13 protein-coding genes are annotated in these 15354 nt (G+C 56.9%); 7 read left to right on the top strand and 6 right to left on the bottom strand.

Translation table 11 applies throughout. The features are described from left to right. Positions 1–78: 78 nt before the first annotated feature. From HQL76_04985 to HQL76_04975, 3 genes are read right to left on the bottom strand one after another with little or no spacing between them, the layout of a single operon-like run. A complete protein-coding gene (locus tag HQL76_04985; GenBank protein ID MBF0108509.1) occupies positions 79–384 on the bottom strand; it encodes a hypothetical protein in 306 nt (101 codons plus the stop codon). Between the two features lie 28 nt (positions 385–412). Then, the gene (locus HQL76_04980; protein MBF0108508.1) at positions 413–751 is read right to left on the bottom strand and encodes a nucleotidyltransferase domain-containing protein; all 339 of its coding nucleotides are present in this window, start codon (positions 749–751) and stop codon (positions 413–415) included. Continuing rightward, positions 741–1136, bottom strand: a complete 396-nt coding sequence (locus HQL76_04975) for a nucleotidyltransferase substrate binding protein (GenBank protein ID MBF0108507.1) — start codon at positions 1134–1136, stop codon at positions 741–743. The genes HQL76_04980 and HQL76_04975 overlap by 11 nt, the downstream gene beginning before the upstream one ends. Positions 1137–1334: 198 nt before the next feature. Here HQL76_04975 and HQL76_04970 point away from each other — a divergent pair, with 198 nt between their 5' ends. Next, positions 1335–2150, top strand: coding sequence for a chemotaxis protein CheW (locus HQL76_04970; protein ID MBF0108506.1), 816 nt, complete (start codon positions 1335–1337; stop codon positions 2148–2150). A 50-nt stretch (positions 2151–2200) separates the two neighbouring features. On the opposite strand, the gene HQL76_04965 is transcribed toward HQL76_04970, so the two are convergent. The 3 genes from HQL76_04965 to HQL76_04955 are packed head-to-tail and all read right to left on the bottom strand — an operon-like array spanning position 2201 to position 7952. After that, positions 2201–3067, bottom strand: a complete 867-nt coding sequence (locus tag HQL76_04965; protein ID MBF0108505.1) for a hypothetical protein — start codon at positions 3065–3067, stop codon at positions 2201–2203. Positions 3068–3070: 3 nt separating this feature from the next. After that, entirely contained in the window at positions 3071–4411 is a 1341-nt protein-coding gene (locus tag HQL76_04960; protein ID MBF0108504.1) for a response regulator, read from the bottom strand. Further along, a complete protein-coding gene (locus tag HQL76_04955; protein ID MBF0108503.1) occupies positions 4401–7952 on the bottom strand; it encodes a response regulator in 3552 nt (1183 codons plus the stop codon). The genes HQL76_04960 and HQL76_04955 overlap by 11 nt, the downstream gene beginning before the upstream one ends. A 492-nt stretch (positions 7953–8444) precedes the next feature. Here HQL76_04955 and flhA point away from each other — a divergent pair, with 492 nt between their 5' ends. The 6 genes from flhA (at position 8445) to HQL76_04925 (ending at position 15349) form a co-directional block, all read left to right on the top strand. After that, complete coding sequence (gene flhA, locus HQL76_04950) at positions 8445–10475, top strand: flagellar biosynthesis protein FlhA (GenBank protein MBF0108502.1); 2031 nt, start codon at positions 8445–8447, stop codon at positions 10473–10475. Between the two features lie 35 nt (positions 10476–10510). Then, entirely contained in the window at positions 10511–11734 is a 1224-nt protein-coding gene (gene flhF, locus HQL76_04945; GenBank protein ID MBF0108501.1) for a flagellar biosynthesis protein FlhF, read from the top strand. A 78-nt stretch (positions 11735–11812) separates the two neighbouring features. Next, positions 11813–12739: a MinD/ParA family protein gene (locus HQL76_04940; protein ID MBF0108500.1), complete on the top strand. Its 927-nt coding sequence runs from the start codon at positions 11813–11815 to the stop codon at positions 12737–12739. 40 nt (positions 12740–12779) lie between these two features. Then, positions 12780–13535 (top strand): FliA/WhiG family RNA polymerase sigma factor, encoded by a 756-nt coding sequence (locus tag HQL76_04935; GenBank protein ID MBF0108499.1) that lies wholly within the window; start codon positions 12780–12782, stop codon positions 13533–13535. Positions 13536–13537: 2 nt separating this feature from the next. After that, positions 13538–14017, top strand: coding sequence for a hypothetical protein (locus HQL76_04930; protein MBF0108498.1), 480 nt, complete (start codon positions 13538–13540; stop codon positions 14015–14017). Positions 14018–14206: 189 nt separating this feature from the next. Continuing rightward, positions 14207–15349 (top strand): flagellar hook-length control protein FliK, encoded by a 1143-nt coding sequence (locus tag HQL76_04925; GenBank protein MBF0108497.1) that lies wholly within the window; start codon positions 14207–14209, stop codon positions 15347–15349. Positions 15350–15354 lie beyond the last annotated feature (5 nt).

Here is a 15354-nt window from a genome sequence, read left to right as displayed (position 1 = left end):
ATTGAAAGAAAAAAGGGGTCTGGGGGATTGCCCCCAGGGTTTTGATTTTGTTTTTGACTTTGTTTTTTACGCGCCATTTCACCCGAAGCGGTTTCTCGCGTGGTTTTTGCGAGAAACCGCGTAAGACGCGCCCCTTGGCCTGTCCTTCTTCGCGTTTCTTGCGAAGAAGGGCAAACGCATTGCAGGATGGAAACTTGCAATGTGTCCTGGTCTTTTCGCAAAAACCGCGAAAAGACCAGGACCAAGGTGCGCGCCTACGCGAATTTCCGCAAAAATCACGCGGAAATTCGCTTCGGGTGAAATGGCGCGTGGAAAATCAAAATCAAAATCAAAAGAAAAATCAAAACCCTGGGGGCAATCCCCCAGACCCCTTTTTTCTTTCAATAATTGAACCCAGAGGGTACCTGGGCAGTTACGATATTTCTAAAATTGATGCGCGAAAACCGCTTTCCGAATATTGCACCACCACCCGGTTCATTTCGATAATCCTTCTGAATCCCTCTGATGTCGTTGCCCAATCCACCATGTCCACCTTGAAGGGCAGAACGCTTACCGAAAAGGCATCCCGCAACCGCCCCAGCCGTTCAAACCCAATGGGTTCATCTCCCCGGATACACAGATCCAGATCCGAGGCCGCGCGTGCCGTTCCCCGGACCCGGGAACCGAAGGCCCACACCTCCCGGTCCGGCGCATGATGCCGCAGGATATCCTGGACGATGGCCAGGTGGTCGGATCGGAGATCAAGCGGCATCCTTCAACCTCGCGACAAGTTCCCGGACATCCGGCAGGAACGAGGAAATACGGTCGAATACCTGCGCTGCCAGACCGGCATCGTAGATGTGCGAAGTCTGGTTTCGGGCTTCGTAATGACCCAGCCAACGCTCCGTATTCGTGAGCAACTCGTACTCCGCGGCAACACGGAACATGTCTTCCTTGGTTCGGATCGCTCCCGGGTTGATCGTCAGAATATCCTTCAAAGTGCGTTGCAGCAGTTTCCACGAGAGGTCCATGGCAATTTCAAACCGTTGGATGACGCCATCCCGCATGGTCAGAACAGGATGTTCGGCATACTCACGCAGCCCATCTTCCAATGCAGTTACCGCCCGTTCCAACGCCTCAACGCTCAAGCGCGACATGGTCTGTCCTCCTGAATCATCCTGCCGCGTTCAATCTTCCACGGCGATATGGTTTTTACCGGCCAGAAACAACGCCGACAGCCTTTAGGATTTTGTTTAACTTCCTGAAGATCATGATGTAGAATATTCTTATTCATGTGAAGATCTGATTGAAGGGGTAACCTTTCAGGAACAACCGCGCCAAACCAGGGGGGAACGGTGACAGGAACATTTTCTCGGGATTCGGATTATCTGGTGTTTACCGTCAAGGGGACTCCCTATGGGGTCATTTCCCATGACATTGTTTCGGTCATCGACATGCCGGAGTTCACTCCGGTCCCCAACAGTCCTCCGGAGATGCGGGGGGTGATTCCCTTTCGCGAGGGCAATCTGCCATTGTTCGATCTAAGAGTCCTGCTCGGGTCGAAGGCGCGGACGGAGGAGATTCGAGAGCTGGTGACCACCATGGAAATGCGCAAGCAGGACCATGTCAACTGGTTGAACAAACTCAAGGATGAAGTGTTTCACGACAGGTCCCTCTCGGTCCAGACCAATCCTCATCTGTGCGCCTTCGGGAAATGGTACGACACCTTTTCCTCGGACAACAGTTACCTGAATACCTATATGGCCCGTTTCGACGCGCCGCACAAGGAGATTCACGGCATTGCCATCCAGGCCAAGAAATTGATCGATGAGGGAAAAAAACAGGATGCGGTCGCGCTGATCAACAAGACCGAGAATGGCCTGTTGGCATCGTTGCTGGAGTTGTTCAACGGCATTGGCGACCTGGTGCAGCGGTACATGCGGGAGTATGTCGTGGTGTTTGTTTCCGACGGGACCCGGTTCGCCATGGCGGTGGACGACATTCGTTTTTTCAGCCATCTCGACCAGATTGAATATCCATTGCAATCCAACGTCACCGCCGGTGCCGATGGGGTGGTCCAGGCCATCGGGCGCTACCGCACGGAAAACAGTGACGCATTGACCGATGTCCTCCTGATCGAGGTCGCACGAATCCTGGAACACTTTGCCTGAGTCAAACGGCGTGGCCATCCGGGGACCGGGCGACCTTGATCGGCATTCGGTCAGGGGATGACGAGAAACAGGGTTTCTCCCACTTCGCCGCTGCCAAAAAGAGGCTTGTCCAGCGATGGGTCCTCGGGCCGCCCGGCGATTTCGTAAATCGAGATCCCGAACTGATGCCGACCCCCCTTCTGGAACAGAAGGTCATCGTTGTTTCCGGTATAAAACGCCCGACCAAACTCGATGCACCACTGACCGTTTTCCCAATATCCCTTGGCCTTGACATCCGCACGACTGCCATCCGGGGTTTTCAGGGTGAACTTCGGAACCGTTTTCCCCTGGAAGCGATCGGTTAATCTGGGCTCGTAGGCGGCCTGGCCGCGATCCCCCTGGCGTACCAGATAATAAACATAACCTTCCTTGGACAAAACCTTCTGATGATCGGGAAGGGGATCCATGCTGTAGATGTCGATTTTATCATCGGCATAACCGGCATGATCGGTCCGAAAGGCTTTCCAAAACCAGATGTCGGATCGGTAGGGATGGTCCGCCGACAGGGAGAGATCGATGGGATCGGATTCCATGCTCCATTTGATGACGAAGGTGTCTTCTCTGGCAGGCCCGGTTTCGTAATTTTTCAGTGTGTCATTCCAAATCATGGTTTTGTGTTCGCGTTCTTCCTTGGGATCGTCGTAGATGGCCATGAGGAACAGCTGATTGCCGGTTTGGATGGCCTTGAGGCGAACATCCGTTCCCGTCACCTTGTCCCTGGTGGTGATTTCCGTGGTCGTGTTCCAAATCGGGTCGGGGCGACCATCGATGATCGGCGGCTGGGAGACCGGAGAGGCGGTCAGTTCCTGTTCCGCCCAAACCGGAGTGGCGATCAGCGACAGGAGCATTCCAATGGCAGGCCAAGGGGGGCGTTTCATGATTCATCCTTTCCAAGGTTGTGTCGCGTTTACTTTCTGTTCCAGGCGCCGTCGTCCGATGATGCTGGTCAAGGTTTTCGACAGTGTGGTGAGGAAGGCCAATTCCTCGGTGTCGGGTTTGTGGCCAGGTTTCACCGGGATTGTGACGACGCCGATCAGTTGCTCCTTGTCGGTCAGAGGGACGCAAATGTGTCCGTGGTGAAGGTCTTCTCCTGCCTCGGAATAATGGCGGCACTCATCCTCGCCGGCGAAGACCAGTTGCCGGGTCTGACCCGCCTGGCCGCAAAGACATTCTCCGGGGGCCAGGTGGGCGCAACAGGCCTTCGCCTCGGGGGACAGGCCCTTGGAGGCCACCATTTCCAGGTGTCCGGTGACGTGGTTCACGAGAAAAAAGGCCCCCTTGTACAGGGAGGGAAGCCAGGAGACCGAAAGGATGATCTCCAGGGCCACATCAAGTTGCCGTTCCATGCTCATCGGTTCCACGCTGGTTTCCAGCAGGGCATTGATGGCGATTCGGGAAGCGAGACGTCGCTGATAGCGCAATTCCATCTCCTGTTGCCGGGAAATATCGCGCAGGACGACGACGCAACCAAGGCGCCTTCCCTCGTGCCGAACCATGGACGTGGTATATTCCACGGGAAAAGGCATGCCGTTGCGGTTGCGAAAAAGCGCTTCTCCCCGGTGGCTCGGGACGGAATCGTCGTTTCGATGGCATAAGACGCATTGCTCCGTCTCGAATGGGGTGCCATCGATGCGGTCAAGTTGCGTCATTTCCTGAAGCCGCAGACCCAGCAGGTCCGCCTCGGGGGCGCCCAGCAGACGGGTCGCCGCGGGATTGGCCAGAGTGATCCGGCAATGGTGGTCGAAACCGATGATTCCTTCCCCGATCGCATCCAGAATCAACTGTTGTTGCAGGCAAAGTCGTTGATGCATGCGTTCCTCGTCGCGCTGTCGCAATTGGTTGCCGATGCGCATTCGCATGAAGCGGGGATTGAACGGTTTGGCGATATAGTCGATGGCCCCGCACTCCAAACCGGTATCCTGTCCCTGGGGCGTGTCATGGGCAGTGATGAAAATAACGGGAATGATGCGGGTTTCCGGTTCGGATTTCAGGGACCGGCAGACCTCGAAGCCATCCATGCCCGGCAATCGAACCTCCAGCAATACCAAATCCGGGGGATGGTTTTTCACCAGGGAGAGAACCTGCGCGCCATCGGTCGCGACCTGGATGCGTCCGAGTTCCGACAAAATGCCAATCAAAAGTTTGATATCCGCCGGATTGTCATCGACGATCAGGATGCGTGGCAGGGAATTCCGGCGGTCGATCAGGGCGTTATCGAACATGGAGACGGTTTCCGAATGCGGGCATGTTCATCAGGACGTGCCGGGCATGCACAAAATCGAAGTGTTCCAGGTGGTCCACCATGGTCGCCAAAACCCTGCGGTCCTCGGGGCCGGAAATCTTTCGATGGAGCAACCGCGCAATCTGGATGGCCTCGATGTCCTGTTCCCTCAGGAAAACTTCCAGCGAACCCAGCAACTGGTCAATCGATCCGGCGTCCAGAACATCGGTCGCATCATCATCGCGCTGGGGGCCGGGGTCGTTGTTTTCGCAAGGTTCATCGGGGCTTGTGACCAGGGGGCGAAGGGATTTTTTCACCTTGTCGAGCTCTGTTTCATAGGACGCCAACAATTCCGGGATTTCCCCCAGATTTTCTTCCTTGAAGGCCTGTTCCAGATCCCGTACCGCTTCATACAGGTTTGTCGCGGCAATGTTGCCGGCACTGCTTTTCATCGAATGGAGCAGGGCGGCCATGGCCTCCGGAGGTTCGCCCTGGTTCCAGGAGCGACGCATGTCCACGGACCGGGAGGCAGCGCAATATTTCTTGAAAAACAATTCCATGAGTTTCAGCAGCAGTTCCTCGTCATCTCCCAGTCGCTCCAATGCCTCCTGGAGGTCCAACTCTGGCAGCGTTTCTGGCAGGAGGATTGTGCCCGGCGCAGTGGTCTGGGGTCCCGGCAATGGGTGAAAAGACGCGGGTGGTGGCGTCATGGGAAGGGACGGGCGTTTTTCAACGGGCTCGGCGGAAGGTCCGGGAAGGTCGCGGTCTTCCTGGCGCGGATGAACCCAGCGCAACAGACATTGAAACAACTCTTCGGTGTTGATCGGCTTACCCACATGATCGTTCATGCCGGCGGCGAGACACTTTTCCCGATCTCCGGCAAGGTTGTGCGCGGTCATGGCGATGATGGGCAGTTGGGCGCAGGCGGGATTTTCACGCAACAGGCGGGTCGCCTCGAAGCCGTCCATCAAGGGCATTTGCAGGTCCATCAGGACGACGGCGTAGGATTTTTCCTTGACCTTGCGCAGCACCGCGCGTCCATCCGCGGCAACTTCCACAACCAGACCGACCCCTTCCAAAATTTCGCGGGCCACGATCTGGTTGATCTCATTGTCCTCCGCCAGCAACACGCGCGCGCCGAACATCGTTGTCCAGATCTGCTTTTCCGATTCTTTTCGCGTCCGGTTGCGATAGAAAAGGGTCACATCGAGACCGAAAACGGTCATGATCGCGTCAAACAGCCCGGATCGGCAGATGGGCTTTTCCAGGTAGCCCCGGATGCCGAGAAACTCCGCTTTCTCCTGAAATGCTTCGTTGCCGAAGGCACTCATGAAAATGATCCTGGGAATGCCGATCCATCTCCCCGAGGCATCGCTCCATTGTTGAAAAAAACGTTTTTCATCGATGATGCGGGCAGCGGTTTCCAGGCCATCCAGACCCGGCATCAACCAGTCGAGAAGGATCAACCCGAACGGGGCGCCGTCGCTGACCGCCCGGTCCATGGCTCGAAGTGCCTCCTCGCCCGAAGGGACCGACATCGGATCGAAACGAAAATCCCGCAACATCTCTTCCAGAATTTCCCGGGCCGACGTGCTGTCATCGACGATCAGGGCGCGCATGCCCTCCAGCGTTCCCGTCGAAAGCAGACAGGGGTTCGACGCCTCGGAAGGCAGTCCCAGTTTCAGGGTGAAGAAAAATCGCGATCCCTGCCCGAACCTGCTTTCCATGCTCAGCTCACCCCCCATCATCGCAACCAGACGCCGACTGATGGCCAGCCCCAGTCCGGTTCCGCCAAAATTGCGGCTGGGACTGCCCTGGACCTGGGAAAACGCCTCGAACACCCGCTGCTGTTGCGAGGTATCGATGCCGATTCCCGTATCCTGGACGGAAAACGCCACGCAAACAAAATCCTGTGTTTTCTCGATCAATTCCGCTTCGAGAACCACTTCGCCCCGATGGGTGAATTTGACCGCGTTGCCCACCAGGTTGACCAGCACCTGCCGCAACCTGTAGGAGTCGCCCACCGTCTCGATCATGAGGGGCGAGGCCAGGGACAGCACCAGTTCGATATTCTTTTCCGCCACCTGTTGCCGGAACAGATCTCCGATTTCCTCGAACAGGTCGAACAGGCGGAAGGTTTTGGGCAACAGGTCCAGTTTGCCCGCCTCGATCTTGGAAAAGTCGAGAATATCGTTGATGATGCGCAGCAATGACTTGGCGGCGGTAAGCACCTTGGTCAAATGGTTGCGCACCCGGGGATGCAACTCTTTTTTCAGACTCAATTCGGTCAACCCGATGATGGCGTTCATCGGAGTGCGGATCTCATGGCTCATGTTGGCCAGAAATTGAGATTTGGCCTGACTGGCCTCCAGAAGCCGGTGTCGTTGACTGTTCAGTGTCTCGGCCATTTGATTGAAATGGTGGGCGAGTTGGCCGAGTTCGTCTTTGTTTCCGCTGGCCATGCGAAATTCCAGATCCCCGGAACTCAATCGTTCCGCTCCCTGATGCAGGGTCCGGACCCGCACCGTCAATATGTACCAGACAAGCCCGGCAAAAACGAGAAAAAGCATGCCACCCGCCAGCGAAACGTCATGCATGATCCGTTGGTGTCGGTTGGCGTCGTGGATGATCCGTGTTTGTTCCACTCCAGCGATTTTTACAATCATCTGAGCGATTTCGTTGATGTTGCCGTCGATCCGTTCGAAGGTATCGAAAATTTCCTTTTCAAGCAGTTCCTGAACGCCATCATGATCATGATTTTGTTGCGATGCCATTTCCTCTTCATACGATTTCAGAAGAGTCTTGTACCTTTCCAGCCCTTGGCGGATTGCCAGGGATGATTGTCGCACCTGGGCGTCAACGGTGGGGGAGGTGGTGCCCTCGATTTTTTCCAGGAGGATCCGCATTCGCTCAAGCGGAATGAAAAAATGACGCAACGTCGTGACATCGCGTGTGAAATAGCGTTGAACCTCGTTTCTGGCATCGTTGAGAAGGACGCGGATTTCCTGGATTCGTTGTTCCAGGGATGGGTCGTGCCGATGGTCCAGGCGGATCGCTTCGAGTTCGTTGTTGAACAGCCTGACCAGTTCGTCCAGGTCGGCCTGGATCCGCTGACGCAAAAAGACGCTGGTATCGTTGGCCGGATCGTTCTTTTCTTCGACGACATGGTGCTGAAACGAAAGCAGGACCCGTTTTCCCAGGCTGCCCGGACCACCTGTTTCGGGAGGTTGCCACCCCAACGTCAGCAGATGCCGTTCCAGTTTTTCCGTCTGGATGCCGAGCGAGGTCAAGGTCACGACAACGCCGTGGGCGGAAACCTTGTCGCGGGCCAGGTACTGGTGAAACATCGCCACCGAACTGTTGAGCATACGGACGAGCAGCCGCAGATGTTCCTGAACGGGGATGTGTTCCTGAACGATCACCTGCATTCTTGATGCGGAGACCTCCAGAAAATGGCGCCCTTGTTGGGCGACGAGCAACAGAAAAAGAAACATCACCCCCAAACCCGATGTGAGCACAACCCGGAAGGAGACATTCATCATGGGATTCTTCCGTCGTTCGAACCAACGCATCGATCACATTTTTCGCGACAAGGGAACGTGGGCATTGGGAAGTTGACAATCATCAAGGTTTTGTTTTTCTCGACAGGATCCGCGAGGAGAAGCGAAATCCGTCATCGCAGGCGCCACGAAGGACAGGACGCCATCCTCCTGGCGTCCATTTTGATTGAATCATGTTTTTCGCAAGAGTACCAGTCCATCTCCCTCGGGGGCGATTGCCGAAGAATCAATCTTGATCCAGGGACAGTCGCTGCTGTCGATAATGAGGCATGGTTATTGCTTTGCCTTCGTATCATCACGGGACGCCGTTCTTTTTTGCGGTCGGTGAAGGGTGGATGTCCCCGATTGTCATGGGTTGGGTCGGGTTATGGACCGTGATTGCGACCGACGAATACCCCAACGATTATAGCGGAGGATAACTTGGCTGCAATTCCCTTTTCCTTGAGACGGGTGAAAGGGCTCAATGACCTCGTCATGGCGGCGGGGATCATCGTCGTCCTGATGGTCATGATCATCCCGTTGCCGCCGATGTTGTTGGACCTGTTTCTTTCCGTCAATATTTCCATGGGAATCGTCATACTTCTGACGACGGTCTACATCCATAAACCCCTCGATTTTTCATCGTTTCCCAGTATCCTCCTCATCACGACGATGTTTCGCCTGGCCCTCAATATTGCCACCACCCGATTGATCCTGCTGCACGGAGCGGAGGGCGAGGCAGCAGCGGGCGAGGTGATCCGGTCGTTTGGCCAGTTTGTCGTCGGTGGCAATACGGTGGTGGGTATTATCGTCTTCACCATTCTCGTCATCATCAACTTTGTCGTCATCACCAAGGGCGCCGGACGCATCGCCGAGGTGGCGGCCCGGTTCACCCTGGACAAAATGCCGGGAAAACAGATGGCAGTCGATGCCGATCTTAATTCGGGTCTGATCTCCGAAGCGGAGGCCAAGGCCCGGCGCCGCGAAATCGAGGCGGAATCGGAATTCTTCGGGGCCATGGATGGTGCCTCCAAATTTGTCCGTGGCGATGCGGTGGCGGGGATCATCATCACGCTGGTCAACATTGTCGGGGGATTCGTCATCGGTGTCGTCAGCCAGGGGCTTACCGCCGCCCAGGCAGCCAATATCTATACCATCCTCACGGTTGGGGATGGATTGGTCAACCAGATTCCCGCCCTGGTGATCTCCACCGCCGCCGGTTTTCTGGTGACCCGCGCCTCGACCGATCAAAACCTGGCCGACCATGTCGGTGGGCAGATCACCGCCAATCCTCGGGTCATTCTGCTCAGTTCCGGGGTTCTGGGGTTGTTCGCCATCGTTCCGGGAATGCCGACGATCCCCTTCTCTTTCCTTGCCATCATCATGGGAATCTGGGCCTACGTCTTGTTTCGCAGAAAGGAGGCCAAGGAACGGGCAGTCAGCCGCGAGGTGGCGGTCCAATCCCAGGAAGAGGCGCAACAGGAAGAACCGATCGAAACATTTCTCGCCCTCGATCTATTGCGTCTGGATGTCGGTTACGGCCTGATTTCCCTGGTCGATGAAAGCCAACACGGGACCCTGCTCGACAAGATTCGTTCGATCCGCAAGCAGTTTGCCGTCGATATGGGGTTCGTGGTGCCCCCCATCCACATCAAGGATAATCTGCAGTTTCGCCCGGGGGAGTATGCCTTCTACATCAAAGGGGTCGAGGTGGGTCGTGGCGAGTTGAAGGTGGGACACTTCCTGGCCATGGAGGGAGGGGCGGTGACCGGGCAGATCGAGGGGGCGCCGACCCGGGAACCCGCGTTTGGCTTGCCGGCCATCTGGATCACGGCGCATGATCGCGAACGGGCGGAAATGCTGGGCTATACGGTGGTCGATGCGGCGACCGTCCTGGCCACCCACATCACCGAGATGATCCATGGACATGCCCATGAAATGTTGAACCGGCAGGAGGTGCAGACCCTCCTCGACATGGTGGCCAAAACCCAACCCAAACTGGTCGATGAACTCATTCCCAACGTGGTCAACCTGGGAGGGATCCAGAAAGTCCTTCAAGGACTGTTGCGCGAACGGGTCTCCATCCGCGACATGACCACCGTCCTGGAAACGATGGCCGATTTCGCCAAGGTGGTCAAACAGCCGCAACAGTTGGTGGAACTGGTACGGCAATCGCTGTCGCGTTCCCTGGTGACCCGCTATCTGGAGGATGACGGCTCCCTGAGAGCCCTGGTGCTGGGGGCGGATGCGGAAAACATGATCAACGAGGCCATCGTCGATGGCGAGTATGGTTCCTACCTTTCCCTGGCGCCCCGGTCGGCGGGACTGTTTCTGAATCAACTCCGCGCCCAGGTGGAAAAGGTGGCGACCCAGGTGGTCCAACCGATCATCATCACCGGCGCTCGCGCCCGACCGTTTGTGAAACAGGCGACCGAATCGACCATTCCCCATCTGGTCGTTCTGTCGCAGAACGAAATACCATCCAACATTCAGATCTATTCCTTGGGGACAGTTTCTGTTTCCTGATTTTGATCGAATAAACCAACGACATCGGAACAACAATGAATATTTCGACCTTCAAAGCACGGGACATGCGTGAAGCCTTGAATCTGGTCAAGGAAGCACTGGGAGAGGATGCGGTGATCCTGACTACGCGCAGCGTCCGGGAAAAGGTCAAAGGTGGGTCGGCCCTGGGTGAGACCTTCATCGAGGTGACGGCCTGTCCGAGTGCCGCCAGGGGCGGCGGGGGCAGTGTGGATCCGGGATCGCAGTCACGGGCGCCGAACACGTCGGGACGGTTTTCGGCGGTGGTGGATGATCCGGTGGAGATGCCCGTTTCCAGGGGGCGTCTTCCGGGAGGATATGGCCAGGGAGGAGGAGGAGGAGGCGCACGCGAGGCTGTCCGGGGAACGGAAGGAATGGGACGCCCGGGACCGGACGTGCATTCCATCAAGGAGGGGTTGCGCAGCCTGGAAAAACAGGTCCCGGCGATGTCGGTGGCGGTGGGATCGGATGAATTGGCCTCGTTGGATCCCGAAAGCAAACGTAATTATAGCTGGCTTCTGATGCATGGGGTGGAGGAACCGATCGCTCGCAAGATCATCGTCAGCTCCCGGGAATCGGGCAACAGCATGGAGGCTGCGCTCAAGGGAAGCCTCCAGTTTCGCGATCCCTTGAGCGGCAAGGCGCGGGTGGTGGCCCTGGTAGGGCCGACGGGGGTCGGCAAGACCACGACCCTGGCCAAGATTGCTGCCGATCTGATGCTCAACCGCCAACGGTCGGTGGGCTTGGTGACCCTCGATACCTTCCGCGTCGGGGCGGTGGCACAGTTGGAAACCTATGCCAAACTGCTCCAGGTGCGTTTGGTGGTGGCCCGGTCTCTGTCGGAGGTTAAGGCTGGACTCCATTCACTCAACCGCTGCGATTTCGTTCTGGTCGATACGGTGGGTTCGAGCCCGTACAACCGGCGCCAGGTCAATTCCACCGCTGGCCTGCTGCCGGTGATGGGGGAGGACCGGGAAGTGATCTTGTGCATGTCGGCCAATGTACGCGAATCGGAGCAGCATGCGATCCATCGTCGTTTTTCGGTGCTCAATCCGACCGGATTGATTTTCACCAAGCTCGACGAAACCGTCACCTATGGCGGAATTCTCAATGTGGCGATCAAATCGGGATTGCCATTGACGATGTACACCGATGGTCAGAGAGTTCCGGAAAATCTGGGCTGGATGGCCCCGAAAACCTTGGCCTCCTGGTTTACCCGGGAACAGAATATGAACGATTGAGTCCAATCTTCGTCAAAAACATCAAGGATTGAAGAAGAACAACCGCCTGAATGGTGAAGGTAACACTCTATGGAAGAAATGGACAACCAGGTTGCGACCCTCCAGGAACTGGCCAGGAAGAAAAAATCGGGGGAGCGCCAGGGAGGACCTTCGCGGCGTTCCGCCCTGGATCGGGCTCCGTCCGAGCGCAAGGTGCCGCATACGCTGGCGGTGACCAGTGGCAAGGGTGGTGTTGGAAAAACGTTACTGACCGTCAATTTGGCGATCCAGTATGCCCGCCAGGGCTTCAAGGTTCTGATCATCGACGCCGACATGGGCCTGGCCAATATTGACGTGGTCTTGCGCCTGTCGCCAAAACATACGATACAGGATGTTCTGCTCGGGGACATGACCCTGGACGAGGTGGCGGTTCCCGGTCCCTTCGGCATTACGGTCCTTCCCGCCGCCTCGGGGGTGGCGGAGTTGAGTACCCTGACCGAAGGGCAGAAATTGGCCCTGATGGACCATATCGACAATTGGAATGCCGAATTCGATGTGGTGTTGGTTGATACCGGGGCTGGAATTTCGGCCAACGTGCGTTTTTTTGTCCTGGCGGTGGAACGGATCATGGTCGTGGCCACGCCCGACCCGGCAAGCATCGCCGATGCCTACGCCTTGATGAAGGTGATGTTCAACACCCACCGGGTGTCGCAGTTCGATCTGGTGGTCAATCAGGCGCGGACCCAGAATGAGGCACGGGATGTCTACCGTCGGATCTCCTCGGTTGCCGGGACCCATCTGAATATTGGCCTGACGTTTGCAGGTTATATTCCGTACGATCCATTGCTGGCCCAGTCGGTCCGCAATGGGGAGCAGGTTTCGGAACGTTTCCCCGAGGCGCCTGCCTCGCAATCGTTTCAGGAACTTTCCGAAAGCATCAGCCGTCTTTGGCAGCGTCAGCGCCAGGATGATGGGCGGATGATCTTTTTCTGGCGCCGGTTGCTCAACGAAGGGCGGCGGCAATAATTCTCATCTCGCAAGGAAACCACCCATGGCCATGCCCACGATGGATGCCGGCCGCATCAGGGAAAGTTCGGAATCCTGGGAGGGAATGTCCCGGGATGACGTGATCATCAAGTATGCCCCGATGGTCAAATACGTCGCCAGTCGCATTTCCATGAAACTGCCACAATCGGTGGATCTGGACGACCTCATTCAGGTCGGAGTGATGGGATTGATCGATGCCGTCGCCAAATTCGATCCCAATCGCGGCATCAAATTCCAGACCTATGCCGAATTCAGGGTTCGGGGGGCGATTCTGGACGAACTGCGCGCCATGGATTGGGTCCCTCGGGCGGTTCGCCAGGTGGCCAGCCATATCCAGACCGTCTATCAGCAGCTGGAAGGGGAACTGGGACGCCCTGCGGAGGATGCGGAGGTGGCGGAGCGTCTGCAAATCAGCGTCAATGAGTTTTATCAGCAACTCGACGCGGTTCGTGGGATCTCGATTCTGTCGTTTGAAGATATTCGCCCTTCCCTGGAAGACGATGAATGGGATATTCTTGAGGTTTTGGCGGATCCTGATGTCGAAGATCCACTCGAATCGATCGGTTTGCGCGAAATGCGTCTGGCCATGAGCCAAGCGATCGAAAGTCTGCCGGAAAAAGAACGTCTGGTCCTGACCCTTTATTATTATGAAGAACTGACCATGTGCGAAATTGGCGAGGCCCTGGGGTTGACCGAATCTCGTATTTCCCAATTGCACTCGAAGGCGGCCCTCAGAATGCGGGCCAAAATGCGGCGGGTTCTCGGCAAGAAATAGCCATGACATACTGGAACATCATCGTCGTCGCCTGTTTTTTCATCCTGTATCTGGGGCTGACCCTGGTTTTTGGACAGGTGCGGGCATTGCGCGAGGAAATCGCCCGTCTGGGCCGTGAAATGGCCACCAGGGAACCCGTGGAAAACGATGAAAATCCGGCGTTGGAGTTGAACAGGCGGTTGCAACTGTTGGGCACCGAACTGCTTGATGCCATGGACAAACTGCCCAAAGCGTTTCGCGACGATCTGAATGCCATTCAGGGAGAAATCAACCAACTGCACCGTTCCATGGGGACGCTCAACATGGGCATGGGTGGGGGACGGTCCGGGGGGGATGGCGATGATGCCGCGAAATCCAATACCTATCGCGAGGCCCGACTGCTTTTGGCCAACAATGTGGATGAAGAACGGGTCATCCAGGAGACCGGATTGACGGTGGAAGAGGTGAGTCTGTTGAAGCGGATCGCCAACAAGCCCTCCTGAAGGGGGCAAAGGCTGGATGTCGGGGAGGATATTGAAAAAGAAAGAGGGGTCCGGGGGATTGCACCAGGATCCCTCTTTTTTTTGGTGATTTGTTTTTCCGACCTCTGAAAATGATTTATTGTCACCTGATGGACCGCCGCACCGGGAACTGGAAGTCCGTCCTTTCATCCAGACGATTGGGGCAAGGCAATGTTCATCTCCGGAAATTGGGTTCAATCCGTCAACAAGCCGGTCGATGCGCCGGGGACCGCGCTCCCATCTTCGTCGCTGACCCAGGGGGCAGTCGTGGCGGGACGCATCAGTGAGATCAATGGTCGTGGTGAAGGGGTGCTGCGACTGACCGATGGCAGTGGTTTTTTCTTTTCTGGGGGGCAGGCGCTCAAGGCGGGGGAGCAGGTTCGTCTGGAGGTGGTGCAGTTGCAACCCCAGGTGACGCTTCGACTCCTGGGGAGCGACTCGGGAATGGCGCAACGGATGGCTTCGGACATGGAACAAAGTCTGATGCGTCTTCCCGACCTGTTTGCGCGGTTGATGCATCTTTCCGGTTTGGATGCGACGGGCGCCGTGACCCGGGAGGGAACGGCACTTTCATCCTTGTTTGCAACTTTGCGTCAGGGCGGAACGCCGCATTCCCTGTTCGCGACGGGCAAGGGGGAGAGCCTGGCAGCCCTCATGCAGCGGGTATTGCCCAATTTTTCCTTCGAGGCCCTGGGCAAAGGGGACCTGGGCGAATTGATGCAGTTGCTTCGCGGGGGGAAAGAGGTTTCCGAAATGGTGCGGCAATTGCGCCAGGCCGCCCTGGATTTGCAACCTGTTGCCGACCCGGTGACGGGACGGGGACCGGGTGAACAGGAACTCGCCGCGGCGCGGCAGACATTGACCCGCCTGGGCGATCTTTTGGCCATGCAGGAGATTCTGCCCCGGACCACGCCGGGTCCGGATGGTGATCCGTTCCTCGGGTACCGCGTGTTCTGGCTGGATGACCGGGGCCTGGGAGAATTGATCTGGCGTCGCCGTCGGAAAGGCGGATCGGGTGGGGAGGGGGGGGAAAAAGAGGAGACCTCGGTTCTGGTCACTCTGAACCTGACGCGCCTGGGGGCGATTCAGGCCCATCTTTCCCTGGCCGAAAATACGTTACGGATCGCCTTGAAGGCGGAGGAGGAAGAATCGCTTTCCGTCCTGCGCGAAGAGATCCGCCAATTGCGGCAGGCTCTGATCGCGGCGGAACTTCCCCTTCGGTCCCTGGATTTGTCGCTCATGACCCGGGCAATGCTTCAGGAAGAACGGCAGGCCATCCTTGAATTGGGGGATGGGTTTTCAGTCGAGGTGTGACGGAT

Source organism: Magnetococcales bacterium, assembly GCA_015228815.1.
In the GTDB taxonomy this organism is placed as follows: domain Bacteria; phylum Pseudomonadota; class Magnetococcia; order Magnetococcales; family UBA8363; genus UBA8363.
This window is presented reverse-complemented; position numbering and strand designations above follow the sequence as displayed.

Excerpts from the sequence above, each read along its gene's own strand:
- HQL76_04935 (MBF0108499.1), top strand. The coding sequence starts at position 12,780 with ATGGATGCCGGCCGCATCAGGGAAAGTTCGGAATCCTGGGAGGGAATG.
- HQL76_04925 (MBF0108497.1), top strand. The coding sequence starts at position 14,207 with ATGTTCATCTCCGGAAATTGGGTTCAATCCGTCAACAAGCCGGTCGAT.
- HQL76_04930 (MBF0108498.1), top strand. The coding sequence starts at position 13,538 with ATGACATACTGGAACATCATCGTCGTCGCCTGTTTTTTCATCCTGTAT.
- HQL76_04940 (MBF0108500.1), top strand. The coding sequence starts at position 11,813 with ATGGACAACCAGGTTGCGACCCTCCAGGAACTGGCCAGGAAGAAAAAA.
- HQL76_04980 (MBF0108508.1), bottom strand. The coding sequence starts at position 751 with ATGCCGCTTGATCTCCGATCCGACCACCTGGCCATCGTCCAGGATATC.
- flhF (MBF0108501.1), top strand. The coding sequence starts at position 10,511 with ATGAATATTTCGACCTTCAAAGCACGGGACATGCGTGAAGCCTTGAAT.
- flhA (MBF0108502.1), top strand. The coding sequence starts at position 8,445 with ATGGCGGCGGGGATCATCGTCGTCCTGATGGTCATGATCATCCCGTTG.
- HQL76_04965 (MBF0108505.1), bottom strand. The coding sequence starts at position 3,067 with ATGAAACGCCCCCCTTGGCCTGCCATTGGAATGCTCCTGTCGCTGATC.
- HQL76_04955 (MBF0108503.1), bottom strand. The coding sequence starts at position 7,952 with ATGATGAATGTCTCCTTCCGGGTTGTGCTCACATCGGGTTTGGGGGTG.
- HQL76_04975 (MBF0108507.1), bottom strand. The coding sequence starts at position 1,136 with ATGTCGCGCTTGAGCGTTGAGGCGTTGGAACGGGCGGTAACTGCATTG.
- HQL76_04960 (MBF0108504.1), bottom strand. The coding sequence starts at position 4,411 with ATGTTCGATAACGCCCTGATCGACCGCCGGAATTCCCTGCCACGCATC.